General features: G+C 71.7%; 22 protein-coding genes. 15 read left to right on the top strand and 7 right to left on the bottom strand.

The annotated features are described in order from the left end of the window. Positions 1–145: 145 nt before the first annotated feature. The 3 genes from ACLF6P_RS26740 to ACLF6P_RS26730 form a co-directional block, all read right to left on the bottom strand. A complete protein-coding gene (locus ACLF6P_RS26740; RefSeq protein ID WP_415953654.1) occupies positions 146–1,936 on the bottom strand; it encodes a 3-hydroxyacyl-CoA dehydrogenase family protein in 1,791 nt (596 codons plus the stop codon). A gap of 437 nt (positions 1,937–2,373) precedes the next feature. Next, positions 2,374–2,955, bottom strand: coding sequence for a HEAT repeat domain-containing protein (locus tag ACLF6P_RS26735; protein WP_415953653.1), 582 nt, complete (start codon positions 2,953–2,955; stop codon positions 2,374–2,376). Positions 2,956–3,183: 228 nt separating this feature from the next. After that, positions 3,184–4,788: an alpha/beta hydrolase gene (locus ACLF6P_RS26730; protein ID WP_415953651.1), complete on the bottom strand. Its 1,605-nt coding sequence runs from the start codon at positions 4,786–4,788 to the stop codon at positions 3,184–3,186. Positions 4,789–5,615: 827 nt separating this feature from the next. On the opposite strand from ACLF6P_RS26730, the gene ACLF6P_RS26725 reads away from it, so the two are divergent. The 4 genes from ACLF6P_RS26725 (at position 5,616) to ACLF6P_RS26710 (ending at position 10,531) form a co-directional block, all read left to right on the top strand. After that, a complete protein-coding gene (locus tag ACLF6P_RS26725) occupies positions 5,616–5,879 on the top strand; it encodes a hypothetical protein (protein ID WP_415953649.1) in 264 nt (87 codons plus the stop codon). Positions 5,880–5,964: 85 nt separating this feature from the next. After that, positions 5,965–7,293, top strand: coding sequence for a hypothetical protein (locus ACLF6P_RS26720; protein WP_415953648.1), 1,329 nt, complete (start codon positions 5,965–5,967; stop codon positions 7,291–7,293). Continuing rightward, complete coding sequence (locus ACLF6P_RS26715) at positions 7,290–9,758, top strand: lanthionine synthetase LanC family protein (protein WP_415953646.1); 2,469 nt, start codon at positions 7,290–7,292, stop codon at positions 9,756–9,758. Before ACLF6P_RS26720 ends, ACLF6P_RS26715 begins: the two co-directional genes overlap by 4 nt. A gap of 293 nt (positions 9,759–10,051) precedes the next feature. After that, entirely contained in the window at positions 10,052–10,531 is a 480-nt protein-coding gene (locus tag ACLF6P_RS26710) for a hypothetical protein (RefSeq protein ID WP_415953645.1), read from the top strand. Positions 10,532–10,574: 43 nt separating this feature from the next. Here ACLF6P_RS26710 and ACLF6P_RS26705 read toward each other — a convergent pair whose 3' ends face one another. Further along, positions 10,575–10,838, bottom strand: a complete 264-nt coding sequence (locus ACLF6P_RS26705; RefSeq protein ID WP_415953643.1) for a hypothetical protein — start codon at positions 10,836–10,838, stop codon at positions 10,575–10,577. A gap of 272 nt (positions 10,839–11,110) precedes the next feature. On the opposite strand from ACLF6P_RS26705, the gene ACLF6P_RS26700 reads away from it, so the two are divergent. The 10 genes from ACLF6P_RS26700 (at position 11,111) to ACLF6P_RS26655 (ending at position 23,149) form a co-directional block, all read left to right on the top strand. Next, positions 11,111–11,563, top strand: coding sequence for an SRPBCC family protein (locus ACLF6P_RS26700; RefSeq protein ID WP_415953641.1), 453 nt, complete (start codon positions 11,111–11,113; stop codon positions 11,561–11,563). 380 nt (positions 11,564–11,943) lie between these two features. After that, complete coding sequence (locus tag ACLF6P_RS26695) at positions 11,944–14,508, top strand: SpoIIE family protein phosphatase (protein WP_415953639.1); 2,565 nt, start codon at positions 11,944–11,946, stop codon at positions 14,506–14,508. Between the two features lie 199 nt (positions 14,509–14,707). After that, positions 14,708–15,445 carry a class I SAM-dependent methyltransferase gene (locus ACLF6P_RS26690; RefSeq protein WP_415953637.1) on the top strand — a complete coding sequence of 246 codons (738 nt, stop codon included), beginning with the start codon at positions 14,708–14,710 and terminating at the stop codon, positions 15,443–15,445. A gap of 154 nt (positions 15,446–15,599) precedes the next feature. Next, the gene (locus ACLF6P_RS26685; protein WP_415953636.1) at positions 15,600–16,814 is read left to right on the top strand and encodes an XdhC family protein; all 1,215 of its coding nucleotides are present in this window, start codon (positions 15,600–15,602) and stop codon (positions 16,812–16,814) included. Positions 16,815–16,910: 96 nt separating this feature from the next. Beyond that, positions 16,911–17,744: a M55 family metallopeptidase gene (locus ACLF6P_RS26680; protein ID WP_415953634.1), complete on the top strand. Its 834-nt coding sequence runs from the start codon at positions 16,911–16,913 to the stop codon at positions 17,742–17,744. Further along, a complete protein-coding gene (locus tag ACLF6P_RS26675) occupies positions 17,737–19,167 on the top strand; it encodes a M20/M25/M40 family metallo-hydrolase (RefSeq protein WP_415953632.1) in 1,431 nt (476 codons plus the stop codon). The genes ACLF6P_RS26680 and ACLF6P_RS26675 overlap by 8 nt, the downstream gene beginning before the upstream one ends. 4 nt (positions 19,168–19,171) lie before the next feature. Further along, a complete protein-coding gene (locus ACLF6P_RS26670) occupies positions 19,172–21,169 on the top strand; it encodes a dipeptidyl-peptidase 5 (protein ID WP_415953630.1) in 1,998 nt (665 codons plus the stop codon). Next, on the top strand, positions 21,166–22,146 hold the full coding sequence (locus tag ACLF6P_RS26665) for a S66 peptidase family protein (protein WP_415953628.1): 981 nt from the start codon (positions 21,166–21,168) through the stop codon (positions 22,144–22,146). The genes ACLF6P_RS26670 and ACLF6P_RS26665 overlap by 4 nt, the downstream gene beginning before the upstream one ends. Positions 22,147–22,274: 128 nt before the next feature. Further along, positions 22,275–22,514, top strand: a complete 240-nt coding sequence (locus tag ACLF6P_RS26660) for a lipopolysaccharide assembly protein LapA domain-containing protein (protein WP_415953627.1) — start codon at positions 22,275–22,277, stop codon at positions 22,512–22,514. An 89-nt stretch (positions 22,515–22,603) separates the two neighbouring features. Beyond that, positions 22,604–23,149 carry a GNAT family N-acetyltransferase gene (locus ACLF6P_RS26655; protein ID WP_415953626.1) on the top strand — a complete coding sequence of 182 codons (546 nt, stop codon included), beginning with the start codon at positions 22,604–22,606 and terminating at the stop codon, positions 23,147–23,149. A gap of 117 nt (positions 23,150–23,266) precedes the next feature. On the opposite strand, the gene ACLF6P_RS26650 is transcribed toward ACLF6P_RS26655, so the two are convergent. Continuing rightward, on the bottom strand, positions 23,267–23,518 hold the full coding sequence (locus ACLF6P_RS26650; protein WP_415953625.1) for a hypothetical protein: 252 nt from the start codon (positions 23,516–23,518) through the stop codon (positions 23,267–23,269). Between ACLF6P_RS26650 and ACLF6P_RS26645 the strand changes: the two genes are divergently transcribed. Then, entirely contained in the window at positions 23,517–24,422 is a 906-nt protein-coding gene (locus ACLF6P_RS26645; protein WP_415953624.1) for an arginase family protein, read from the top strand. The two genes, ACLF6P_RS26650 and ACLF6P_RS26645, sit on opposite strands and share 2 nt — an antisense overlap. Positions 24,423–24,449: 27 nt before the next feature. Here ACLF6P_RS26645 and ACLF6P_RS26640 read toward each other — a convergent pair whose 3' ends face one another. Together ACLF6P_RS26640 and ACLF6P_RS26635 are read right to left on the bottom strand one after the other, a co-directional pair. Beyond that, positions 24,450–24,806, bottom strand: a complete 357-nt coding sequence (locus ACLF6P_RS26640; protein ID WP_415953622.1) for a VOC family protein — start codon at positions 24,804–24,806, stop codon at positions 24,450–24,452. Between the two features lie 85 nt (positions 24,807–24,891). Then, positions 24,892–25,701, bottom strand: coding sequence for a class I SAM-dependent methyltransferase (locus ACLF6P_RS26635; protein ID WP_415953620.1), 810 nt, complete (start codon positions 25,699–25,701; stop codon positions 24,892–24,894). Positions 25,702–25,878: the final 177 nt, after the last annotated feature.

Raw genomic sequence — 25,878 nt, 5'->3', positions numbered from 1 at the left:
CCGCTGCGCGGGAGATGGGTGAGGCTGCACGGGGGCCGCTCGGTGAGCGGCCCCCGCACCAGGGCGCCCGGAGGGCGGATTCCCGGCCGGATCGAGCAGCCCGCCCCAGTCGGTACCGACCTCGGAAGCCGTCGACGACGGCTTCTCAGCGCCGGGCATATTCGCGGAAGCCGCGGCCCGTCTTACGGCCGAGACAGCCCGCGGCGACCAGGTGCTCCAGGAGCGGCGCGGGGGCCAGGCCCGGGTCGCGGAACTCGCGGTGGAGCACCTTCTCGATCGCGAGCGAGACATCGAGGCCGACGACGTCGAGCAGCTCGAAGGGCCCCATCGGGTAGCCGCCGCCGAGCTTCATCGCCGTGTCGATGTCGTCGAGGCTCGCGTAGTGCTCCTGGACCATCTTGACCGCGTTGTTCAGGTACGGGAAGAGCAGCGCGTTCACGATGAAGCCGGCCCGGTCCCCGCAGTCCACCGGGTGCTTGCGGATCTTCGTGCAGACCTCGCGGACCGTGGCGTGCACGTCATCGGCGGTCAGCACCGTCCGCACCACCTCGACCAGCTTCATGGCGGGCGCCGGGTTGAAGAAGTGCATCCCGATCACGTCCTGCGGGCGCGAGGTGGCGCGGGCGCAGGCGACGACGGGCAGCGAGGAGGTGGTGGTGGCGAGCACCGCACCCGGCTTGCAGACCTTGTCGAGCGCGGCGAACAGTTGCTGCTTGACCTCCAGGTCCTCGGCGACCGCCTCGACCGCGAGGTCGACGTCGGCGAAGGCCTCGTAGGAGCCCGCGGGCGTGATCCGGGCGAGCGTCTCGTCCCGCGCCTCGGCGCTCATCCGTCCCTTGTCGACAGAGCGCGAAAGCGACTTGGCGATACGGGACTTCGCCTTCTCCGCCTTCTCCTGGCTGCGGGCGGCCAGCACGACCCGGTAGCCGGACTTGGCGAAGACCTCGGCGATCCCGGAGGCCATGGTCCCGGAACCCGCGACCCCCACGGAGTCGACACCGCGGCTCCCACCGGCCGCCGCGTCCGGGAGCGGCGTCAGGGCGTCGCGCACGACCTCGCTGCTGCCCGGCGCCTCGTAGGTGTAGAAGCCGCGGCCCGCCTTGCGCCCGGTCAGGCCCGCCTCGCTCAGCTGCTTGAGGATCGGGGCCGGGGCGTGCAGCCGGTCCCGGGACTCCGAGTACATCGCGTCCAGGACCGTACGGGCGGTGTCGATGCCGATCAGGTCGAGCAGGGCGAGCGGACCCATCGGGAGGCCGCAGCCCAACCTCATCGCGGCATCGATGTCCTCGCGGCTCGCGTAGTTCGCCTCGTACATGGCGGCGGCCTGGTTGAGATAGCCGAAGAGCAGCCCGTCCGCGACGAATCCGGGCCGGTCGCCGACCGAGACCGGCTCCTTGCCGAGCTCGTGGGCGAGCGAGGTGACCGCGGCCACGCAGGCCGGGTCGGTCAGCACCGAGGAGACCACCTCGACCAGCTTCATCGCGGGCGCGGGGTTGAAGAAGTGCAGCCCGAGGACCCGCTCCGGCCGGGTGGACTCGGCGGCGAGCCGGGTCACGGACAGGGCGTTGGTGCCGGTGGCCAGGATGGTGTCCGGGCGCACGATCGTGTCCAGCTCGCGAAAGAGCGCGCTCTTGAGCTCGTACGACTCGGGGATCACCTCGATGACGAGGTCGGCCTCGGCCGCGGCGGCGAGCTCGGTGAAGGTTCGGAAACGGGCGAGCAGCCCGGCCCGCTCCTCGCGGGAGATGCGCTCGCGCTGCACCGCGCGCTCGGTGGACGTCTCCAGCGCGGTGACGGCCTGCACGGCACTGGCCTCGCTGATGTCGATGCCGATGACCTCGCGGCCGGCGCCGGCGAGCACCTCGGCGATGCCGGTGCCCATGGTGCCGAGTCCGATGACGGCGATGGTGCGCAGAGTGGGTTCGGGACGGTCCATCGAGGACTCCAGAGAGGGTGAGTGACGACTGAGGGCGGCGTACGCGCTCTCGCCGAAGGGCGTGTGGCGTACGGGAGTTGTGTCGTGGTGTCCGGCCTGCCGCGCGCGGGCGGGGGCCGGTTGATCCGGACCGCGCGCACAACACGGGACCGGTGGGATCCGACGGGCCCTGTCCCGGGGCCGCGTCGTGAAGATGTACCGAACCGACAAGCTCTCGCCGACTGCGTCACCAGGTCGACGGGAGTGGATGCGGGGTGTGACCCGCTCGTCTGAGCTTAACCGGCGAGTAACGAGCGCGCCAGCCCCTGGTGTTTGTGGGCTGCCTCACGCGGAGAACCAAGGGCTCATGCGGAGAATCACGAGCGCGCGGGGAGAACCAAGAGGGCGCGGGGAGAACCAAGAGGGCGCGGGGAGAGCCGGGCGGCGCGCCGGCGGGCTCAGGTCGGGGCGATGCGCGCCAGGGCTGCCGTGGCCGCCGGGGCCAGGCGGGGGTGGGCGCGGGCTGCGGTGAGGGCGGGTGCGGCACGGGGGTCCGCGAGGGCGCCGAGGCCTTCCACGCAGGCGAGGGCCACGCGCCAGTACGGGTCGGCGGGGGAGGCGAGGCGGCGTTCGAGAACGGTGATGAGGGCGGGCGCGGATTCCGGTGCGCGCAGTTCGGTGAGCAGCCGGACCGGGTGGAGGGCGTAGGCGACGCGGAGCTCGTTGGTGGCGAGGGCGGCGGCCGCGCGGGCGGTACGGGGGTCGCCGAGCCGCGCCAGCGCGTGGGCGGCGGCCGAACAGCGCTCCGGATCACGGTGGTTGAGCAGGAGGACCAGAGCCTCGAAGGCGCGATGGTCACCCGCCCTGCCCAGCCGCAGGGCGGCGAATTCGCGGGCCCAGAGCGGCCGGTCCGGCTCGGTCAGGACCCGGGCCAGCGCGTCCAGGTCCCGCTCGTCCCGCAGCCGCTCGAATTCGGCGGCATCCTCATCCCCCGCCTCATGCCGCAACCGCTCCGCCACCGCGTGCCATGCCTCGTCCATGTCGGCCACCCTTCAGCATTCCAGCCCCTGCGGCGCTTGAGCAGATCCGAACGAGTTCGGATGCGGGGTCCGGGGCAGAGCCCCGGTTTCGGGAAGTGTGGGGTCTCCCCTGCTCAGGGGAGACCCCCTGCTCGAATCAGCTTGGGGGAGAAGTCGAGAGCTTGGGGATGGGTAGGGGAAAGGGGCCCGCCGCAGGCGAACCCGTACCCCCACCCACCCGTACCCGTTCTACGACCGGTACCCGATCAGCCCGTGCAACGTCGCCCCACTCCCGGAGGAAGAAGCCGACGCGGACGCCGACTCCGTAGCCGGGAACGGCTCAGGCTCCGGCAGCGCGGAGCATGTGGCATCCACACCGCCGCCCCCACGTGGCACGGTGCCGGAGGCGAGGTAGTCCGCGAGGTATCCGTCCAGGCACGCGTTCCCGCTCAGCGTGATCCCGTGGTTGCCGCCACCCTGCTCGACCACCAGGCTCGACCCCGCCAGCTTCTCGTGGACGACCACCGCGCCCCCGTACGGCGTGGCCGCGTCATCCGTGGCCTGGAACAGCAACACCGGCGGCAGCTCGTCGTTCGTGACGTCCACCGGCTCCAGGGACTTCGTGGGCCAGAACGCGCACTGCGCGTTGTACCAGGCGTTGTTCCACGTCATGAAGGGCGCCTTGTCGTGCGCCTCCCACATGTCCTGCCGCCACTGCTTCCAGTGCTTGGGCCAGGAGGCGTCCCGGCATTCGACGGCCGCGTACACCGAGAAGCCGTTGTCCCCGCCGGAGTCGACCGCGGCGAAGTTCTCGTAGGCCTCGACCAGCGGCGCGGTGTCGTTCTCGTTGACGTACGCCGCGAAGGCCTCGGCCAGGTACGGCCAGTACCCGTTGTAGTACCCGCCGGGGAGGAAGGTGTCCTCGAGCTCGCTGCCTCCGACCCTCCCGTCGGCCGGGTTCTTCGCGAGCGCCGCACGCATCGCGTACCACTCGGCCTCGATCTCCGCCGGGTCGGTGCCCAGCCGGTACGAGGCGTCGTGCTCGGCGATCCACGCCATGAACGCCTTGTGGCGGCCGTCGAAGGCGTAGTCCTGGTCGAGGTTGTCCCGGTACCAGGTGCCCGTCGGGTCGACCACCGAGTCGAGCACGGCACGCCGCACCCGCTGCGGGTACAGCTTCGCGTACACAGCGCCCAGATACGTACCGTAGGAGTATCCGAAGTAGTTGATCTTCTCGGCGCCGAGTGCCGCACGGATCCTGTCCATGTCACGCACGGAGCTGACCGTGTCGATGTACTGCAGCAGCTTGCCGTACTTCTTGCGGCAGGCCTTCGCGAAGTCCTTGGCCCGCTTGAGGTTCGCCTTCTCGATGCCGCGCGTGCTGGGCACCGAATCGGGCCGCGGCGGGTCGAAGTGGCCCGGCTTGCAGTCGAGGGCGGGCTCGCTCTTGCCGACACCGCGCGGATCGAAGCCGATCACGTCGTAGGTCGAGGCCACGTCCTCGGGCAGCGCCCCGGCCACATAGCCGGCCAGGTTCAGCCCGCTGCCGCCGGGGCCGCCGGGGTTGACCAGCAGGGGGCCCTGGTACGAGGCCTCGTCCGAGGTGTGCGGCACCCGGGACAGCGCCAGGGTGATCTGCTCGCCGTCGGGCCGCTCGTGATCGAGCGGGACCTCGAGCGAGGAGCACTGCAGACTCGGATATCTCTCGGTGGAGCAGTCCTTCCAGTCGAGTGCGGTGGTGCGTGCGGCAGGCGCCCGATCGGCCTGCGGTGCCCCCGCGGCGGAGGGGACCGCGCCGAGCAGTCCTCCCACCATCGCGGCGACACCGCACAAAGCGACGGAGCGTGTTCTCATCCGACCTCCCGGTCCGGAACGTCCGGGCCGCCTCCCGCGACCCGGCTGTGGACCGTGGATGCCACAGTCCACGCGGTATCGTCCCGGAAATTGATCCCGGAAGGACAAATTCTGCGGGGAGTTGACGAAATCGAGGGGGAACAGTCACAGAAGTGTGAGCCGCGCCGACTGGGACGGAAGCGGCCGATGGGGTACACGGGGCAGCGGTGACGAGGCGGCCCTTCGAGTCCGTGGGCGGCGGCCGTTGAAGCGGTCCCGATCCCGAACTCCGTTGCCGGCGCGTGGACATGACGGAGGATCCACTGCCTGCGCCACCGCGGCGCGTACGCCTCTTCGGCCTGGAGGAGCTCGTATCGTCGTATGAGATACGGGTGTTGCTGCTCCAGCCGGGTCATGCGCCACTCGCCCGTACCCGGGCGCAGATGGAGTACGAGTGGGGGCATCGAGGTGGCGCAGGCGGCGCCATCGCGCGCAGGGTCGCGCGGAGCCGCTCGGGCGTGTCGCCGAAGAACGGTGCACACTCCGGACGCTCGAACCCCTGGAACCCTCTGGAGGAGGCGAGGCCGGGTGTCAGGCTCCCGCCTTGCCGGTCATGGGCGCCCATGTGATCCTGAAAAGAGGTGGTGAGAGCCATGGGCCGCTTCAAGATCCGGGATCTGATGATCGACGTGAGCGGGGCGGACCCGCGAGCACGCGCCGGATGCCCACTGAACTCGTACTGTCCGAACAATTCGTGCGGCTGGACCATCATCCTCGATCCGCCGTGCGGGGGTATCACCCACGGCTGCGCGGTGTGCTCGTTGCGGCTGACCGACGGATGTCCGCCGGTGAGCGACTGCGGTCTCACGCCGTGCCATCCGGCCATCACGAACACCGGGCCGCTGGACTTCTTCTCGGCCGAGGACCTGGAGATCCTGAAGACCGAGCTGGGCCGCGAGCTCCGGCATGTCGAGACACGGCTGACCGAACGCGAGGCGGAGCTGCGGCCGCGGACCCTGGCCGAAGTCGACGACCTGGAGAGCAAGCTGACCGAGGCTCTGGAAGAGCTGCGGGTGCGGCGCACGGAGCTCGAAGAAGACCAGGAGGGGTGACCCGGGTTTCGAGGTGGTGGGCGTGGACGGTGGCGCATGGGGTGACCTCGCGGGGTGCAGGATGAGGGTCGGTTCCCACTGTCGTGTGCTGACACCGGCCGAACTGTCCGGGGCTGAGCGCACGCTCGTCACCAGGGCGAACCCCGACCTCGACATCGGCGCGCTGCTGCTGCCGACGGACTCGGGCGCGAGGTCGCCCAAGGTCGTGTGCGAGGCGACGGCCCGCGCCGTGGCACTGCTCCGAGAACCCCGCTCCTACGCCGAGTTGAGCCGGTCGCTCGCGGCCACCTCCGGGTTCGACGCGGCCACCTCCGGGTTCGAGGAGTTGATCGGGCTTGTGCTCGACGGGATCGTGGAGATCGAGTTCGGGCGGTCGTTCGTCTCGGGTGCCGCGGCTTACCGGGAGATCGTGAACCGTGACCGCGCGGGGGGTACGCCGGTGGATACGGATCCCCTGTCCAAGGCCGCGCTGCGAAGCGCCGCCGGGCTCGGACTGACGGACCCGGAAGCGCTCGCTGTCCGCCTCTACACAGCCAACTCCGTTCCCCTCACGCCTGGTTGGCTCGCCCGGTTTCCGGACCCGGAGGCGACCGAGCGCCACTTGGGGCTGCACCCCTCCGGGCGGACGCGGGGCCGGCTCGGGCGGCGCTGGCGTCGCGTGGCGGCGCCGCCGGCGGCCGACGTCTGGTCGCTGTGGCGTCCGCTCGACGAACACGGCGCGGGCAGGGCGGCCGGGCCCCAGTACAAGCTCTACGTGAGCCCCCGGCCGGACATGACATCCCGCTGTCTCGCCCTGGTCGTCACGGCCCTGCTCGACAGCGATACAAGCGGAACGGACGCCGTGCGGGACGACATGGGCGATACGCGTGGCGCGCGTGGCGCGCGTGGTGCAGGCGGTGCAGGCGGTGTACGGGTTTGGCTGAAGGCGGTACGGACACCGCGTGGCCTGCTGCGTCCTGACAAGATCGTCCTGTACTTGGCCTCGCCCGGTGAACTGCACCGGCTGGCCGCAGTACTCGCCGACCGGCTCGACGGACTGCCGGGCCAGGGCGTTCCGTTCGCGGCCCGGTTCGAATCCGAGCGCGTACTGCTGTCGTGGGGTGTCGACCCGCCGGACGAGCGAGGCGATGCGTCGCTGCCCCGGCACAGCTGGCGGTCCTGGCTCAGCGGACGGCTCGCCTCGGCACTCGTCCGGGCCCAGAACCTCGGCGTCGGCGCCGACGCGTGGAGATTCGCCCTGATGCGCGTTCGCTGTGACGGCGTCGACCCGGCCACCTGGCATCCGGCGAGCGACCTGTGGGCCCCGGCGAGCGGCCTGGCGGGTTCGGCTGGTGACCTGGCGGGTCCGGCTGGTGACCTGGCGGGTCCGGCGAGCGGACTTCGGGAGCCGGCACGGCGAGGGGGACGCAGGTGAAGGCGGCCGACCCGTTCGTCCTGCGGCCGGACGTGGACGTCGTCCCCGTCCGCGACCTGCCCGACGACATCCGGGGACGACTCGACGACGACGATGCCTACGCCGTCACGCGCCGGTACTCACGTACCCCGTCCAGCCTGGTGGACGCCGATACGGCGGCTCTGATCGGGCTCTTCCGGCAGCCGGCGACCATCGTCGAGGCGATCCTTCGCTACAGCCTCCCGCGTGGTGCCGATCCGGGGACCGTGCTCGACGAATCCCTGCCCGTGCTCTCCCGCCTGATCGCCGTGCACGACCTGGTGCCCCCGGACACCGACCTTGCCGCCGCCGTCGGCGCCACCCTGGAGACAGGGGATGTGGTCCACGGCTTCTCCGTCATCCGGTGTGTGCACCTGGTCGAGGACACCGAGGTCTACGAGGTGAGCGGCGCGGGCACCAGGGCGGCACTCAAACTCGCACGCGCGCCGAAGTCCCCGGCCGCGGCGGCACTGCGACGCGAGGCCCGGGTCCTGGAGCTGCTGGACGCGAAGGTGAGCCCACGCTGCCTCGGATCCGGCCTGCTGGACGGGAGGCCGTATCTGGTGACCGCGTGGTGTCCGGGCGTCGACAGCGAGACGGCGGCGCGAGCACTGCGGGAACGCTCCACCGGCGAGGACAGACCCGGCCTGCTGGCGCTGGTACGTGCCGTCGCCCGGGCGTTCGCGAGGGTGCACGAGGCCGGTGTCGTACACGGTGACGTACACCCGAACAACGTGCTGGTGGACGCCACGGGCAGCGGTGAGATCACCATCATCGACTTCGGGCTGGCCGCCGTGCCGGGAGACGGGCCGGCCGCCCTGCCCGGCGGCGAACGGGGCGACGAGCGCGAAGGTGGACCGGGTGACGTTCCCGGCGGCGAGCCGGGCGGCGAGCCGGGTGCGGCTCCGCGCGGGGGCATCGGCCCGTTCCTCGACCCCGGATACGTCACGGCGGCACTGGAATCACGGCCGCCCCCGCCGGTGTCGGCTGCGGCCGAGCAGTACTCGCTGGCGGCGTTGCTCTACTACCTCGTGAGCGGCACCCCGTACCGTGAATTCTCCCTCGAGCGGCGGGAGATGTTCCGGCAGATCGCCGAGGACCCGCCGCTGCCGTTCGCGCGGCGGGGGGTGGCGCCCTGGCCGGGTCTGGAGAACGTGCTGCGGCGGGCGTTGCGCAAGGAGCCCGGCGAGCGGTTCCCCTCCCTCACGCGCCTCGCCGACGCTCTCGACGGGGTGAGCGCTGACACGGGTTCGACATGGGACTTCCTGCGCACCGAGACGGGCCGCCGACGAGAAGTGGTCCTACGGGAGTTCACCGCGGATCTCGACATCGGCGGCGCGGCCCGCGCGCAGGACCTGGCCGGGCCGAGCGCCTCGCTGAACTACGGGGCGGCGGGCATCTCGTACGGGCTGTACCGCATGGCCCTCGCCGGGCAGTCACCGTCGTTGCTCGCGTCCGCCGACTACTGGTCGCTGCGAGCCCTCCACCAGATGGACCGGCCGGACGCGTTCGCGAACCCCGAACTGGACATCACTCCCGAGACGGTCGGCGCGGTGAGTCCGTTTCACACGGTGAGCGGCGTTCATGCCGTCCGCGCCCTCCTGGACCACGCCGGTCTCGATCCGACGGCGGAGGACAGCGGTGTCCGCTCGTTCGCCGCGGCCGTCCAGGCACCGTGCGACTCGGCCGACCTCACCCTGGGCAGGGCCGGTGCTCTCCTGGCGGCCGCCCTCCTGCTCGAAGCCACCCGGAACCCCGCGGCCGAAGCCGCAGGGTCCGCCCTGCGGCCGGAGCTCGTAGCCGAACTCGAGCACCCGGCCGCCATGGGCGACGAGTCGGCCCCCTGGCGGTACCTGGGCATCGCGCACGGATGGGCGGGCGCGCTGTATGCACTCCTGCGCTGGTGCCAGGCGACGCGGAGCCCCGTGCCCGGTGTCGTCCACGACCGTCTCGACGAGTTGTACGCGCTGGCCCGCCGCGACGGCGATCGTCTGCGCTGGCCGGTGAGCGCGGCCCCGGAGACGGAGGATGTGTCGATGCAGGGCTGGTGCCACGGCAGCGCGGGCCATGCGTTTCTGTGGACGCTCGCGGCCGAGGTCACCGGCCGCGCCCGACTCCTCGACGTGGCCGTGGGGGCGGCCCGGTCGGCGCTGGTCGGCGGGGGAACCGACCGCTCGCTGTGCTGCGGGCTCGCCGGGCGCGCCTACAGCCTTCTCGCCCTGTACCGCGCCACGGGAGACGACGTGTGGCTCGACGGCGCCTGGGCCCTCGCGGCGTATGCACTGCGCGCTCCCGGCCCGAGCCGGGCTCAGCGGCTGAGTCTCTACAAGGGCGACCTCGGCCTCATGGTGCTGCTCGCCGACCTGGCCGCGCCGCACCACGCGGCCATGCCCTTCTTCGAGCCGGAAGGCTGGCCCGCCGCCGACGGGCCCGCCTCGCCCTGCTGACGGGCCATGGATTCCGCGCCGTGCGCACGGGCCACGGCTCGAATGCCTGCTGGGCCTGACCTCCGTGGCTTCGCGGGCGCCCGACCTCTCTTCCCTGCCCTTCATGGCAAGAGCGGGGCAATTAGTAACGATTTGCTATTAATGGACGATTTCGTGCAAGGTGTCCCCGGATCCGTACCCGGCCCAGGGCGCTTCGCGCGACGAGAGCGCCATCCCCGTTCTCGGGTGCGGCAAGGCGGTGAGCCGGTGCCTGCCGGATCACGAGGCCGCCGAGGAGATGTCTGGAGTCGATCTTGCAGCCGCGTGCGACATTCGGTGTGGTCTACGGACTGGTGCAGGCCAGTGCCCTGCTGGCGGCGCTGCACTCGGAAGGCCAGGTGTACACACCGTTCGATGACGCCGCGTGGATCGCGGTCACTGCCTTCGCCTCCGTGCTGGCCCACGGCTACGCGCACCACATGTCCGCACTCCGGCGACGAGGCGGCGCGGTCGCCCGCCGGTGGCAGGGACTGGGCAACGCGATCGTGGGCGAGTGGCCGCTTGCGGCGGCCACCCTTCCCACCGTGCTGCTCCTGGTTCTGGCGGGGGTCGGCCACTGGGATGAGCCGCTCACCACGGCCATCGGCCTCGCCGTGAACACACTGCTCCTGTTCTGTTGGGGCGCCTGGGGTGCAGTCTCCGCGGGCTACGCTCGCCGTTCCGCCCTGCTCGTCGGAACGGGAGACGCGGCACTCGGCGTGCTCATCGCGGTGGCCAACGCACTGCTGAAATGACTGAGCCGTCAGCCGTCAGCCGTCAGCCGTCAGCCGTCAGCCGTCAGCCGTTGCTCCGCGGTCCCGGATCGTCGGCGGTGCAGGACTGACTCGACGGCGTCCTGGGCGACTTCGCCGTGCGGTCGCGCAGTAGCAGCCACTGACTCGCGTCCGCGCCGCCCGGGCGCGCGGCCGGTCCATGCAGCAGTACGGCGTAAGCCGTTCGCTCTGCTTCGCCCGGGGCGGCGTGCCGGGACGGCGCCTCCGGAGCCGGGAACGACTTCGTCATGCCTTTCCAGGCCTTGTCCGCGTTCGAAATGCTGAGCATCGGCCCTCCCGGGCTCAACGGCGCCATGCGGTGAAGTGCGCACAGAGAATAGAACATACGTTCCCTTGATCGTGCGAGGTGGAGCCGATCGGAGGCCCGGCGGCGTGTCGAGGGCCTGGTGACGCCGCTGGTGCGGCCCCGTGCTCCCTGTCAAGGCCGCCTCGCGGTGTTGCCCACCCGCGTACCGCTGCGTGTGCGTCGCGCGACACAATGGGGTGCCCCGGACGAATCGGCCGGGGACACCCCCGTGACGCAGCAGTGGAGGAAAGACCATGGCCCAGGTCGAAGCCGTGACCGAGCGGATCATCGCGGCGGAGCCGGACGATGTCTTCGATGCGCTCGCCGACTACAGCGGTACGCGCGCGAAGCTGCTGCCCGAGCACTTCAGCGAGTACGAGGTGCGAGAGGGCGGCGACGGCAAGGGCACCCTCGTGCACTGGAAGCTGCAGGCCACCAGCAAGCGCGTCCGCGACTGCCTCCTCGAGGTCGACGAGCCCACCGACGGGCAGCTGGTCGAGGAGGACCGCAACTCCTCGATGGTGACCACCTGGACCGTCACCCCGGCCGGCGAGGGCAAGGCGCGGGTCGTCGTGCGGACCGTGTGGAACGGCGCGGGCGGCATCGGCGGCTTCTTCGAGAAGACCTTCGCGCCCAAGGGACTCGGCCGGATCTACGACGCCGTACTCGCCAAGCTCGCCACCGAGATGGAGCAGCCCGCGGCCTGAGCGGGACGCACCCGCAGGGCGTGCAGGAGCGGTGCCCAACCGTGTACGGCGCGCCGACTGACCCACCCGAAAGGGTAGTTGCCCAAGTCACTGCTTCGGGTGGTTCCCGTCCGCGGAGGTGCCGTCGCGCCCCGGTGAGCGTGCAGCGCGCGAGACCCGGCTCGACGGCGCCTTCCGCTGTGTCGGCCCCTCCTCCGGGCAGAACCGACCGCAGTCGGGGGCAGTCGGGGGCAGCGGACGGCAGCGGATCCCGGGGGGCGCGTGCGCCCCTATTTCCCCGTTGCCGCACATCGCGAGGCGCCCTGGCCGTACCGTGGTTGATGTCGGCACGGATCTTCGGCGCCGCACGGCGTCGGCGGGAAGGGAGGGGAGCCCAGACGATGGACCGGTCCAGGGATCCCCTGCAGGGGCCCGGAGAGCACAGCGGACGCGATGCCGGGCACCGCAGTGGCGAGGGGCCCGAGGGTCAGCAGGCCGTCACCGGCCGGATCCCGCTCGCGGTGGTCGTGGTGGACGGTGCGGGTCTCGTCTCGCACTGGAGCACCGGCGCGCGCAAACTCTTCGGCCACCCTCGTGAGGAGGCCGTGGGTCACCCGGTCGGGGACCTGCTGCCGGTCTCCGGCGCACTCCCCGACCAGCCGGACGGCCGCGCCTACGCGGAGCCGGGTGCGGGTGTCCATGGGGAGCCGCCCGCCGGTGCCCACGCGGAGCAGGGCGGCGGTGCCCACGGCGCTTTTGACGCGTTCCACGAGCTGGGCCACGACCTGGAGTCCTCCCTCGGCGGCCACACCTCCTACCCGGCCGCCGGCCGCGCCCGCCTCGGCGAGCAGGGCGGGCAGCGCATCGACGTGCTCTGGTGGGCGTATCCGCTGGTCGGCCCGGGACCCGAGCGGCTGCTCGTGCTCGCTGCCGATGCGGCGGGGCTGCACCTTGACGAGGACGAGAGCGTCGTCGAGCGGATCGCGCCCGGATTCGCCCTGCACACGGAGTTCGACGGCAGCGAGGAGCTGGCCCGCCGACTGCCCGAGATCCTGCCGAGCATGAGCGTCGGAGAGAGCTCCCGCATCGTCTCCCAGGTACTCGAACTGGGGTATCCCGTCCTGGAGTTCAGCCAGAGCGACCGCGTCCCCGTCACACCCGACTGGGGAGTGCCGCGCCGCGAGGAGCGCAAGGCCCGGCGCCGCCGCGCCCCGCGGCAGGGCGTGATCCCCGGACCGCGCCAGGCGCCCGAGGAAAGCGAGGACGACCTCGAATACGCGGCCGTACGCGAACACCTGGAGTTCCTCAACGAGGTCTCCGGGCGTATCGGCACCTCCCTCGACCTGGCACAGACCATCATCGAGGTGAGCCGCGCCGTCGTACCCCGGTTCACCGATGTCGCCGGCACGTATCTGCGCGAACAGGTCGTCGCCGGCGAGGGCTTCCCCGACGGGGCGCCGGACGCCACCACCATGTGGCACCGCGTCGCCGTCGAACACACCGACGAGCCCGGCCGCTGGGACGATGTGGTGCCGGTCGGCGAGGCCATGCCGTTCCCCGTGCACACCCCGTTCTTCCAGTGCATGACCACCGGTCAGCCCGTCCTCGTGCCCCGGATCAGCGAGGAGATGGGCACCAAGATCGCGGCCCAGTTCGAGAAGCGGGACATCCGGCCGCTGATCAACAACCGCTCCATGCTGGTCGTCCCGCTCAAGGCCCGCAATGTGGTGCTCGGCTTCATGATCCTGCTGCGCCACCCGGAGCGGCCGGTCTTCAACGACATGGACCGGGTCACCGGCGCCGAACTCGCCGCCCGAGCGGGGCTCGTGCTCGACAACGCGCGCATGTACACGTACCAGGAGAGCGTCGCCGAGACCCTCCAGGACTCGATGCTGCCGCACATCGCCCCGCGCATGGCCGGCTGCGACATCGCCACCCGCTACCTGCCGGGCACCCTGCTCGGGCGGGTCGGCGGCGACTGGTTCGACTCCGTGAAGCTGCCCGGCTCGCGCACCGCGCTCGTCGTCGGCGACGTGATGGGCCACGGGCTCAACTCGGCCGCGATGATGGGCCAGCTCAGGACCGCCGTACAGACCATGGCGGCCCTCGACCTGCCGCCCGCGCAGCTCCTGCGCAACCTCGACGACCTCGCCCAGCGCCTCGGCGACCAGTACCTCGCCACCTGCCTGTACGCCGTGTACGACCCGATCGCCGGAGAGCTGCAGATCGCCAACGCCGGGCACATCCCACCCGTCGTCGTACGCGCCGAGGACGGCCGCAGCGACCTGCTCGACCTGCCCACCGGAGCGCCGATCGGCGTCGGGGGAGTGCCCTTCGAGACCGTTCGGGTGCCGGTGGAGCCCGGCGACCGGCTCGTGATGTGCACGGACGGCCTGGTCGAGATGCGCGGCGAGGACATCGGCGTAGGACTCGCGACCCTCTGCGAATCGGCCGCGCACCCCGCCGCCTCCATGGACGACGCCTGCGACACCATCATCCGCGCGCTCAACACCCGCGGCGGCCGCAAGGACGATGTCGCACTCCTGATGGCCCGCCTCAACGGGGTGACCGGCGAGGACGTCGCCCACTGGCAGCTCGCCGCCGAGCCGGGCGAAGTGCGCCGCGCGCGGCGCCTGGTGCGCGAACAGCTGGCGGCCTGGGGCCTTGCATCGGCACCCGTCGCCGACACCGCCGAACTGCTCGTCTCCGAGCTGGTCACCAATGCCGTACGGCATGCGGCACACGGCCTGCCGGTCGAACTGCGTCTGGTCCGCACCGACGTCCTGCTCGGCGAGATCGTCGACGCCGACCACACCCTGCCGACACTGCGCAGCGCCGGGCCCGAGGACGAGGCCGGACGCGGTCTGGGCGTCGTCGAGCGCCTCGCGCGGGAGTGGGGTGCGAGCCGGACCGCGGCGGGCAAGTCCGTATGGTTCGAGCTGGCGTTGCCGAGAAAGCGGCGCTGAGTACGGCGGTCCCTGGCCAAGCCGTGGCGCCGACACGGCGGCGCCGAGCGGCCGTTGGGCGGCGCAGAGGGGCGTGCGAAGGCGCGCGCAGGGCGCAAACGGCTCGAACGATCGGTGAAGGATCGCGCCGGGGCTTGTCCGCATACCCTCGCCGAGGGTAAACCGATCTCTACATGTGACAACCTGGGGAGAGTCGGTCATGAGTGTGACGAGCCGGTACAAGGATGCGTGGGAGGGCTTCTGGCGCGAAGCGCCGGAGGAGCAGGGCGCGGTCTTCTGGGACGCGGACCCCGAGGACACCGCGGTACGCCATCTGGCCCTGGCCGAACCGTACTTGGGGGCAGCCGAGCTGCCGATGATCGACCTCGGCTGCGGGAACGGCACCCAGACCCGGTTCCTCGCCGACCGCTTCCCGAGAGTCATCGGCGCCGACCTCTCGCCGGCGGCGATCGAGCACGCCGAACACGCCGACCGGGCCGTACCCGAGACCATCGGACGCGCGGAGTACCGGCAGCTGGACGCCGTCGACGCCGACGCCGTCGCGGAACTGCACGACGAGCTCGGCGACGCCCACATCTACATGCGGGGCGTACTGCACCAGTGCGAACCCGCCGACCGGCGCCCGCTGGCCGAATCCGTCGCCGCCCTGCTCGGCGCCCGCGGGCGCGCCTTCATCGTCGAGCCCTCCGAAAAGGCGGGGCCGATCATGATGGGCCTCGCGCAGAGCCCCCAAGGACCGCCGCCCAAGCTGCTCCCGGTGCTCCAACACGGAATCACACCGGTCGAGGTCGCCGACGCCAGCGTGCCCGGCCTGTTCGCGGCGGCCGGGCTCGACGTCCTGGCGAGCGGGGAGATGCCGCTGGTCACGACGGACTTCACGGCGGACGGGGAGCGGATCGAGCTGCCGTCCAGATGGCTGGTGGTGGGGCGGGCGTAGCGGCGCCTTCCCGGAGCACGCGATCGCGGCGAGAAGCGGACGGCTGTCCGGTATACGTTGGAGAGGACGGACAGCCGTCCGTCCTGCCGCTGAGCGGCGCCCGACGTCCGCCCTTCAGCGGCGCTCGTGGCGTACCCGACCGAGGCTGGTGCCGATGCTGGACATCGCCGCACAGTTGACCGGGTGGCTGGCCGAGGGACGCTCCTTCGCCGTCGCCACGGTCGTCGCTGCGAGCGGCAGCGCGCCTCGCGGGCCCGGAGCAGCACTCGCCGTGGACTGCGACGGCACGGTCATCGGCTCCGTCTCCGGCGGCTGCGTGGAGGGCGCCGTCTACGAACTCTGTGCGCAGGCGCTGGAGGACGGCGAGCCCGTGCTCGAACGGTTCGGCTACAGCGACGAGGACGCCTTCGCGGTGGGGCTCAGCTGCGGCGGGGTGATCGACATCCTGGTCACCCCCGTCGGGGCCGAGGCCCGGGAACGCCCCAGCTTCGCCGCCGCCGTCGAGGCGGCCGGGCAGGAGGAGGGCGTGGCGCTCGCCCGGGTACTGCGCGGGCCGCGAGGGCTGGTGGGGCGGGCACTGGTGGTACGGACGGACGGGACGTACGAGGGGACGCTCGTTGTCCGGGGCGGGAGCGAGGGGGCGCGGGGCGCCGACGATGCGCCCGAGGCGGGCGGTGCATGGGACGCGGGCGGTGCATGGGACGCAGACGGCGCGCGGGACGTCGGTGGCGTGCGGGACGTCGGTGGCGCGCTCGCGCGTACCGTCGCCGAGGAGGCCGGGGCGCTCCTCGGCACGGGACGCACCGGCACCGTGGAACTGTCCGAGGACGGCTCGCGCTGCCCCGGCGGGCTGACCGTCTTCGTGGAGTCCAGCCTGCCGCCGCCGCGGATGATCGTGTTCGGCTCGATCGACTTCGCGGCGGCCCTGGTGCGGGCGGGTAAATTCCTCGGCTACCACGTGACCGTGTGCGATGCCCGCGAGGTGTTCACCACGCGGGCCCGCTTTCCGGAGGCCGACACGATCGTGGTCGACTGGCCGCACCGGTACCTGGCCCGCACTCCGGTCGACGGCCGGACCGTGCTGTGCGTGCTCACCCATGACGCCAAATTCGACGTGCCGCTGCTCGAACTGGCGCTACGGCTGCCCGTCGCCTACGTGGGCGCGCTGGGATCGCGGCGCACGCACGAGGACCGGGAGCGGCGACTGCGGGAGGCGGGCGTCGAGGAGGAAGCCCTGGCACGGCTGCGCTCACCCATTGGGCTGGACCTCGGCGGGCGCACGCCCGAGGAGGTGGCGGTGGCGGTCGTCGCGGAGACGATCGCGGTACGGCACGGGAAGGACGGAAGGCCGCTGGGATCGGCAGGGTGAGCACGTCAACCCCTGTGGAAAGCCCAGAGGTCCAGTCCGGCGACAGTTGTCCACAGGGCTGGTGGGCCTCGCGGCCGAGCGCGTACGGTCTTCGGCATGAAGATCCTCATCAGCGCCGACATGGAAGGCGCCACCGGCGTGACCTGGCCTGCCGACGTGCTGCCTGGGCATGAGCAGTGGGAGCGCTGCCGTTCCCTGTTCACCTCGGATGTGAACGCCGCGGTGCTCGGCTTCTTCGACGGCGGCGCCGATGAGGTGCTCATCAACGAGGCGCACTGGTCGATGCGCAATCTGCTCCTGGAGCAGCTCGACGACCGGGCCCAGATGCTGACCGGCCGGCACAAGTCGCTGAGCATGGTGGAGGGCGTGCAGCACGGGGACGTGGACGGGATCGCGTTCGTCGGCTACCACACGGGCGCGGGCACGGAGGGGGTGCTCGCGCACACCTATCTCGCGAACTCCATCACCGGGGTGTGGGTGGACGGGGTGCGGGCGAGCGAGGGCCTGCTCAACTCGCATGTGGTCGCCGAGTTCGGTGTCCCCGTCGTCCTCGTCACGGGCGACGATCTCACCTGCGAGGACGCGCTCGGCTATGCGCCGGGCGCGCTGAAGGTCGCCGTGAAGGACCACGTCTCGCGGTACGCGGCCGTCTGCCGTACCCCGGCGCGGACCGCGGCCGACATCCGGGCGGCCGCCAAGGAGGCCGCCGCCCTGGCGGTGCGTCATGAGCCGGTGTGCGGCGGGCCGTTCACCATCGAGCTGGAGTTCGACGCCGAGCATCTGTCGCAGGCGGCCACCATCGTGCCGGGAGTCCGGCGCGCCGGAGAGCGCAAGGTCGCCTACACCAGCCCGGACATGTATGAGGGCATTCGTACGTTCAAGGCGGTCACCACCGTCGTCTCCGCCGCGGTCGAGGAGCAGTATGGCTGAGCACAGCACACAGTTGACGGACGGGACGGGCGGGACGGACGGGATGGGCGGCGCGGACGTCGGTGTCGGCGTGGAAGGCGCGGGCGGCGTAGGCAGCAGGGACGGTGGGGTCGACGCGACCGCGCTCGACGAGGTGGTGCGCTTCACCTCCGAGCTCATCCGCATCGACACCACCAACCGGGGCGGCGGCGACTGCCGCGAGCGGCCCGCCGCGGAGTACGCAGCCGAGATGCTCGCGGGCGCCGGGCTCGCCCCGGTGCTCCTCGAGCGCACACCGGGGCGGACGAACGTCGTCGCCCGTATCGAGGGCACCGACCCCTCGGCGGAAGCGCTCCTGGTGCACGGGCATCTCGACGTCGTGCCCGCCGAGGCCCGGGACTGGCAGGTCGACCCGTTCTCCGGGGAGATCCGCGACGGGGTGGTCTGGGGCCGTGGCGCGGTCGACATGAAGAACATGGACGCGATGATGCTCGCCGTGGTCCGCTCCTGGGCCCGTGAGGGCATCAGGCCCCGGCGGGACGTGGTCATCGCCTTCACCGCCGATGAGGAGGCGAGCGCCAAGGACGGCTCCGAGTTCCTCGCCGAGCGGCACGCGAGCCTCTTCGAGGGGTGCACGGAGGGGATCAGCGAGTCCGGAGCCTTCACCTTCCACGCGGCCCCGGGCATGTCGCTCTATCCGATCGGCGCGGGGGAGCGCGGCACGGGCTGGCTGAAGCTCACCGCCCGCGGCCGGGCCGGTCACGGCTCCAAGGTCAACCGGGCCAATGCGGTCACCCATCTGGCGCAGGCGATCTCCCGGATCGGCGAGTACGAGTGGCCGGTGCGGCTGACCTCGACCGTGCGCGCGGCGCTCGCCGAACTGGCGAGGCTGCACGGCGTCGAGACCGATGTGCACGCACGGGACTTCGACGTGGACGCGCTGATGGACAAGCTGGGCCGGGCCGCGGCCCTGGTCGAGCCGACCGTGCGCAACAGCACCAACCCGACGATGCTGCAGGCCGGCTACAAGATCAACGTGATCCCCGGTGAGGCCGTGGCCCATGTCGACGGACGGTTCCTGCCGGGCGGCGAGGAGGAGTTCCGGCAGACCCTCGATGAGCTGACCGGACCCGATGTCGACTGGGAGTTCCACCACCGGGAGGTCGCCCTGGAAGCGCCCGTCGACTCGCCCACATTCCGGAGGATGCGCGCGGCCCTGGAGGAGTTCGAGCCGGACGGACATGTCCTTCCGTTCTGTATGTCGGGCGGCACGGACGCCAAGCAGTTCTCCCGGCTCGGTATCACCGGATACGGCTTCTCGCCCCTGAAGCTGACCGAGGGCTACGACTACGGGGCGATGTTCCACGGCGTGGACGAACGGGTTCCCGTCGAGGGTCTGCAGTTCGGCGCCCGGGTTCTGAGCCGCTTCCTGCGAACGGCCTAGCGAAATGGGGGACTTCGTGCGTACCGAGCCTTACGGCCACTGGCCCTCGCCCATCGACGCCGCGCTCGCGGCCTCGCACGACGGGCGGCCGGAGTGGGTGGACTTCGTCGGCGACGAGGTGTGGTGGACCGAGCCACGCCCCGCCGAGTCGGGCCGCCGCGCCCTGGTGCGCCGCCGCGGCGACGGAGGCGAGGAACCGGTGCTCCCGGCTCCCTGGAACATCCGCAGCCGCGTCATCGAGTACGGCGGCAAGCCTTGGGCGGGCATCGCCCGGGAGTCGGGTCCGCTGATCGTCTTCAGCAACTTCGCGGACCAGCGGCTGTACGCGTACGAGCCGGACGCCCCTGGAGCACGGCCGAGGCCGCTCACCCCGGAGTCGGCTGTGGGCGGCGGGATGCGCTGGGCCGATCCGCGGATCCGTGCGGACCGCGGCGAGGTGTGGTGCGTGCTTGAGGAGTTCACGGGCGAGGGCCCGCAGGACGTACGCCGTGTGGCGGCGGCCGTGCCGCTCGACGGCTCGGCCGCCGCCGACCGCGGAGCGGTGCGCGAACTGAGCGACGGGCGGCACCGCTTCCTGACCTCGCCGCGCATCTCACCCGACGGTGCGCGGGCGGCATGGATCGCCTGGGACCATCCCCGGATGCCGTGGGACGGCACGGAACTGATCGTCGCCGATGTCTGCGCGCAGGGCACCTTTCAGGAGCCGCGGGTGGTGGCGGGCGGTCCCGAGGAGTCCGTCGCCCAGGCCGAATGGGCCCATGACGGACGCCTGTTGTTCGTCTCGGACCGCAGCGGCTGGTGGAATCTGTACCGCTGTGATCCGGCGGCCGGCCGGGCAGGTGCCGAGGCGCTCTGCCCGCGTGCGGAGGAGTTCGGCGGACCGCTGTGGAAGCTCGGACAGCGCTGGTTCGCGCCGCTGGAGAACGGCACCGTGGCCGTGCTGCACGGCGCCGGATCCGCCGTGCTCGGCATACTCGACCCCGCCACCGCGGAGCTCGTGGACGTGGCAGGGCCCTGGACCGAATGGTCCGCCGCCCTGGCCGCACACGGCTCCCGCGTAGTGGGTACCGCCGCGAGCCCGCGCCGCGCCGCCGAAGTGGTCGAACTCGACATCCGCACCGGCCACGCACGCGTTATCGGCGCCGCCCACGAGGACCCGGTCGACCCCGCGTACTACCCGGAGCCACAGATCCGCAGCTTCGGCGGACCCCTCGGCCGCGAGATCCACGCCCACATCCACCCGCCGCGCAACCCCGACCGCCGCGCACCGGACGACACGCTGCCGCCCTATGTGATCTGGGCCCACGGCGGGCCCACCGGCCACGCACCGCTCGTGCTCGACCTGGAGATCGCCTACTTCACCTCACGCGGAATCGGCGTCGCAGAGGTCAACTACGGCGGTTCGACCGGCCACGGACGCGCGTACCGCGAACGGCTGCGGGAGCAGTGGGGCATCGTGGACGTCGAGGACTGCGCCGCCGTGGCCCGCACCCTCGCCGAGGAAGGCACCGCGGATCCGGCGCGCCTCGCCATCCGCGGCGGCAGCGCCGGCGGCTGGACCACGGCCGTCTCGCTCGCCGCCACCGAGGTCTACGCCTGCGGCACCATCATCTATCCGGTCCTCGACCTCGAGGGCTGGGCGACCGGCGGAACCCACGACTTCGAATCGCACTACCTCGAATCACTCGTCGGCCCCATCGCCGAGGTCCCCGGTCGCTACGCCGAGCGGTCCCCCGTCTCGCAGTCCGAACACATCACCGCCCCCTTCCTGCTGCTCCAGGGACTCGACGACGTGATCTGCCCGCCGGGCCAGGCCGAGCGTTTCCTGGCGCGGATGGCAGGGCGCGGCGTCCCGCACGCCTACCTCGCCTTCGAGGGCGAGGGGCACGGCTTCCGCCGCGCGGACACCATGACCCGCGCCCTGGAAGCGGAACTGTCCCTGTACGCCCAGGTGTTCGGTCTGCGACCGCCCGGGATCGAGATGCTGGAGCTGAGCAAATGAGACGCGAGGGGGAGATCATCGTGAGCGGCTGGGACGATCCCGCACCGACCCGGGACGTGGCGCCTCTCACCCGGCCGCAGCGCCTGTCCCCCGGTGCCCGGGTGGCCGTCGTCGCGCCCAGCGGGCCGCTGCCCGAGGACCGTCTCGAAGCAGGCCTGGACATCCTGCGCGGCTGGGACCTCGAACCCGTCCTCGCACCCCATGTCCTCGCCACCCACCCGAAGCTCGGCTACCTGGCCGCCGAGGACCACGAGCGCGCCGCCGACCTCCAGGCCGCGTGGTGCGATCCCTCGGTGTCCGCCGTGTTCTGCGCTCGGGGCGGCTACGGGGTGCAGCGCATGGTCGATCTGCTCGACTGGGACGCGATGCGGGCGGCAGGGCCCAAGGTGTTCCTGGGATACAGCGACATCACCGCACTGCACGAGGCCTTCGCCCTGCGGCTCGGCCTGGTGACGCTGCACGGCCCGATGCTCGCGGCCCTCGACTTCCTCAAGAACGCCGGGACGCAGGAGCACCTGAAGGCCACGCTGTTCGCCCCGGAGACGGTGCAGACGCTCACCCGCGGCAAGGCGCTCGTGCCGGGGCGGGCACGCGGCACCACCCTCGGCGGCTGCCTGGCCCTGCTCGCCTCGGACCTCGGCACCCCGCACGCCCGGCCGTCCGCGAGCGGCGGACTGCTCTGCCTGGAGGACATCGACGAGGAGGACTACCGGCTCGACCGCCTGCTCACCCAGCTCCTGCGCAGCGGCTGGCTGGACGGGGTGGCGGGCATCCTGCTCGGCTCCTGGGAGGAGTGCGGCCCCTACGAAGGCGTGCGCGCGGTGCTCGCCGACCGCCTCGGCGGCCTCGGCGTACCCGTCCTGGAGGAGGTCGGCTTCGGGCACTGCGCCGGAGCGCTGACGGTCCCGTTCGGCATGCCGGCGATCCTGGACGCGGACGCCGGCGAACTACGGCTGGAGATACCGGCACTGCGGTGAACGGGCCGTGCTCCCTCACCCGTCCGGCGGACTCCGCCACCCGCAGGAGCACCGGCCGGGTGCGGGCCGGTGCTCGGCTGCCCATGCTGAGCCTGGGGGTGACGGCGGCACCGGACGGAAGGACCCCGATGGGCTCCAGCAAGACGAAGAGCGGCACCGAAGGCAGAACCGAGCGCTTCCTGACACCGGGACGTCTGGGCGTCGCCGCGATCGGCATCCTCGGCCTGGTCTTCATCTTCGAGAACACCGGCAGCACCAGGATCCGTCTGCTGATCCCGCAGGTGACCATGCCGCTGTGGATGGCGCTCCTGCTCACGGCCCTGATCGGAGCCCTGTGCGGAGCCTTCTTCATGAGACGACGGAAGTGACCCCCGGCACCTGCCCACACCCGGCACCTGCCCGCACCACGGGATCCCCGGACCACGGGTGGGCGCCGGACAGGTCCTAGGGTTCAGGCATGGACGGCAGTACGGACTACCTCGCCACCGGGCCCCGCGTCGGGATACGGCACCTCACCTACGCCGACGGTGCGGCCTTCACCGAGCTGGCCCGTGCCAGCCGCGAACTTCACCACCCGTGGCTCGCCCCGCCGGTGACCGCCGGCCAGTACTCGGTCTATGCGAAGCGCCTGATCGAGGACGACGCACGGGCCGGCTTCCTCGTCTGTGCGCGCGACGACGGACGGATCGCCGGTTACGTCAACATCAACAACATCGTCCAGGGCGCCTTCCAGTGCGGCGCCCTGGGGTACGGGGCCTTCGCGCACGCGGCCGGTCAGGGCCTGATGTCCGAAGGTCTGCGCCTGGTCATCGATCACGCCTTCGGTCCCGCGTTGGGCCTGCACCGCCTGGAGATCAACGTCCAGCCGGCCAACGCGAGGTCCATCGTCCTCGCCCGACGCTGCGGCTTCCGCATCGAGGGCTTCTCGCCGGACTTCCTGTACGTGGACGGGGCATGGCGCGACCATGAGCGATGGGCCCTCACGAGGGAAATGGTCCGGTAGGCGACGCAGACCGCGTTCGCCGCCGGAGGGCGGGCCGGGGGAGCCGGGGGAAAGGGCGTGCCATTGGGGATCGAGAAGATCGGCGGCGACGGCGGGGAGGTCAGTACCGAAATGGACCTACGGATGCTGGTGTTCTTCACCGGCAAGGAGCGCACCGCGGCCCAACTCGCCGAGCTGGCAGGTGAAGCGGGGCTGAAGCTGGTCGGCGTGCACCCGGCGGGGCAACTCGCCGTGGTCGAATTCAGCGCCGGCCGACTGGGCCGACCTGGCGGACCTGGCGGGCCTGGCGGACCTGGCCGACCTGGCGGGCCCGGAGAGTCGGCATACCCATTGAGCGATCAACCCCGCGTCGTCCAGGATGGCACCCATGCGACGCATCGTGGTCCTCGACGCACCTTCGAACCTGGGCCTGCGCCCACCGGCCCCCGGCACCGTCCCCGGCGTCTACAAGCTGGCCGGAGCGCTGCGTGAGCAGCGGATCGTGCAGCGTCTCGGCGCGCTGGAGGGCGGCGTGGTCGTCCCGCCGCGTTACGACCGCGGCGGTTGGAAGGAGGGCGACGGGGTCTTCAATGCCGAGGCCATCGCCTCCTACACCGTGCGGCTCGCCGACCGCATTGAGCACCATCTGCGCGCAGGCGACTTCCCCGTGGTGCTCGGCGGGGACTGTTCGATCCAGCTCGGCGCCTCCCTCGCCATGCGACGCATCGGACGCTACGGCCTCGCGGCGATCGACGGATCCACCGACTTCCGCCACCCCGGCAACTCCGAGCACGTCGGCGCCGCCGGCGGCGAGGAACTGGCTCTGGCGACCGGCCGAGGCCAGGCCGACCTGACCGACATCGAGGGACTGCGCCCGTACCTCGGGGACACGGACGTACGCCTTCTCGGCATCCGCGACGACGACCCGCAGCGCGAGGAACTGCGCGGCCTGCGGATCCCCAACGCGAGCGTCGGTGAGATCAGGCAGTGGGGCCCCGCCGAGATCGCGGGCGCCACACGCCAGACGCTGGAGATCGCCGAACTGGACGGATTCTGGGTGCACTTCGACGCCGACAGTCTGGATCCGAGCGTCATGCCCGCCGTCGACGCGCCCGACCCGGACGGTCTCCTGCCCGAGGAACTCGTCGCCCTGCTCGGCACGTTGGCCGCCTCCGGGCGTTGCGTCGGCATCAACGTCACCATCTACGATCCGGACCTCGACCCCGACGGTACCTGCGGCGCACTCCTCGCCGACCTCCTGGTCGACGCCCTCGCCGGTTCCGTGCCGTCCTGACGGCGCCGGGTTCCGCCCGCCGCCGTCTCAGTCGCGTACGGCCTTCTGGTCCGCGTACTCGAACACGGTGCCGTCCGGGTGGATCGCGATCAGGTTGCGGCCCGCCGGTGTCGGCACCGGACCCGCCACGACGTGTGCGCCGGAGGCGCTGAGCACCTGCTGCGCCTCGTCCACATCGGGCACCGCGATCGTCGCCGTGACCTTGCGCAGCACTTCGAGCTCGGCCTCGGGCCCGCTCATCAGCAGAAAGCAGCCGACCGCGGCGACCTGGACCCCGCCGCGCTCGAAGCGCAGCGCTCGGGCTCCGGTGAGCCGCTCGTAGAAGGCCACCGAGGCCTCCAGGTCCTCGACGCAGATACGCAGCGTGGTGCCCAGAATCTCCATGGCACCGAGGGTAGTTGGCCCTCGGCGCCGGGGAGATCGTTTCCGGCGAACGGAGCGGCGGCCGGTGAGGCCGGTCCGGCGGCACTCAGGCGCGGATCAGCAGCTCCCCGTGGAGGACGCAGAACCAGCCGTCCTCCGCCTGCCCCCAGGCCCGCCAGGCCGCCGCGATCCGCTCCAGCTCCGCTCTGCTCGCATGCCCGCCCTCGACGGCGATGCCCGCGTACGAGGAGGCCGTCGTGCGGTCCGCCCACAGGCCGCTCCACCAGGCACGCTCCTCGGGCGTGGAGTACGTCCAGGTCCCCGAGGTGGCGGTGATGTCCGTGCAGCCGGCCCGCAGAGCCCAGGACTTGAGGCGGCGCCCGGCGTTCGGCTCCCCGCCGTTGGCGCGGGCGACCCGCTGGTACAGGGCCAGCCACTCGTCCAGCACCGGCAGTTGCGGGTACCAGGTCATGGCCGCGTAGTCCGAATCGCGGACGGCGATGATCCCGCCGGGGCGGGTCACGCGGCGCATCTCGCGCAGCGCCTGCACCGGATCGCCCACATGCTGCAGCACCTGATGCGCGTGTACGACGTCGAAGCTGTCGTCGGCGTACTGCAGCGCGTGCACATCGGCCGGCTCGAAGCGGGTGTTGGTCAGGCAGCGCTCGGCGGCCGTGGCCCGCGCCTGCTCCAGGATGTCCGCGGCAAGCTCGACGCCCGTCACATGCCCTTCGGGGACCAGCGCCGCCAGATCGGCCGTGATCGTGCCGGGCCCGCAGCCCACGTCCAGGATCCGCTGGTCGGGCTTGAGCTCCGGCAGCAGGTAGGCCGCGGAGTTGGCGGCGGTGCGCCAGGTGTGCGAGCGCAGCACGGACTCGTGGTGCCCATGCGTGTAAACGGCGGTCTCCTCGGCCATGACCGGTCTCCCTCCGGCTGAGCACCAGGCGTCCCTGCCTGGCGCGTTGAGGGGAACCGTACGCGATCTCGCCAGATAGTGAGACCTGAATCTTGAGATGCGAGATGAGTGGGTGTCGGCGGCCAGGTGCGTCGGCGGCCAGGTGCACGGAAATCCATTTGCCGCGGCCCGAACCGG

The sequence above is a fragment of the Streptomyces lothianensis genome (assembly GCF_047779955.1).
Classification (GTDB): domain Bacteria; phylum Actinomycetota; class Actinomycetes; order Streptomycetales; family Streptomycetaceae; genus Streptomyces.
This window is presented reverse-complemented; position numbering and strand designations above follow the sequence as displayed.

Bases quoted from the DNA above. Each gene is read 5' to 3' on its own strand.
- ACLF6P_RS26740 (WP_415953654.1), bottom strand. From the start codon at position 1,936: ATGGACCGTCCCGAACCCACTCTGCGCACCATCGCCGTCATCGGACTC.
- ACLF6P_RS26735 (WP_415953653.1), bottom strand. From the start codon at position 2,955: ATGGACGAGGCATGGCACGCGGTGGCGGAGCGGTTGCGGCATGAGGCG.
- ACLF6P_RS26730 (WP_415953651.1), bottom strand. From the start codon at position 4,788: ATGAGAACACGCTCCGTCGCTTTGTGCGGTGTCGCCGCGATGGTGGGA.
- ACLF6P_RS26705 (WP_415953643.1), bottom strand. From the start codon at position 10,838: ATGCTCAGCATTTCGAACGCGGACAAGGCCTGGAAAGGCATGACGAAG.
- ACLF6P_RS26700 (WP_415953641.1), top strand. From the start codon at position 11,111: ATGGCCCAGGTCGAAGCCGTGACCGAGCGGATCATCGCGGCGGAGCCG.
- ACLF6P_RS26695 (WP_415953639.1), top strand. From the start codon at position 11,944: ATGGACCGGTCCAGGGATCCCCTGCAGGGGCCCGGAGAGCACAGCGGA.
- ACLF6P_RS26690 (WP_415953637.1), top strand. From the start codon at position 14,708: ATGAGTGTGACGAGCCGGTACAAGGATGCGTGGGAGGGCTTCTGGCGC.
- ACLF6P_RS26685 (WP_415953636.1), top strand. From the start codon at position 15,600: ATGCTGGACATCGCCGCACAGTTGACCGGGTGGCTGGCCGAGGGACGC.
- ACLF6P_RS26680 (WP_415953634.1), top strand. From the start codon at position 16,911: ATGAAGATCCTCATCAGCGCCGACATGGAAGGCGCCACCGGCGTGACC.
- ACLF6P_RS26675 (WP_415953632.1), top strand. From the start codon at position 17,737: ATGGCTGAGCACAGCACACAGTTGACGGACGGGACGGGCGGGACGGAC.
- ACLF6P_RS26670 (WP_415953630.1), top strand. From the start codon at position 19,172: ATGGGGGACTTCGTGCGTACCGAGCCTTACGGCCACTGGCCCTCGCCC.
- ACLF6P_RS26665 (WP_415953628.1), top strand. From the start codon at position 21,166: ATGAGACGCGAGGGGGAGATCATCGTGAGCGGCTGGGACGATCCCGCA.
- ACLF6P_RS26660 (WP_415953627.1), top strand. From the start codon at position 22,275: ATGGGCTCCAGCAAGACGAAGAGCGGCACCGAAGGCAGAACCGAGCGC.
- ACLF6P_RS26655 (WP_415953626.1), top strand. From the start codon at position 22,604: ATGGACGGCAGTACGGACTACCTCGCCACCGGGCCCCGCGTCGGGATA.
- ACLF6P_RS26645 (WP_415953624.1), top strand. From the start codon at position 23,517: ATGCGACGCATCGTGGTCCTCGACGCACCTTCGAACCTGGGCCTGCGC.
- ACLF6P_RS26650 (WP_415953625.1), bottom strand. From the start codon at position 23,518: ATGGGTGCCATCCTGGACGACGCGGGGTTGATCGCTCAATGGGTATGC.
- ACLF6P_RS26640 (WP_415953622.1), bottom strand. From the start codon at position 24,806: ATGGAGATTCTGGGCACCACGCTGCGTATCTGCGTCGAGGACCTGGAG.
- ACLF6P_RS26635 (WP_415953620.1), bottom strand. From the start codon at position 25,701: ATGGCCGAGGAGACCGCCGTTTACACGCATGGGCACCACGAGTCCGTG.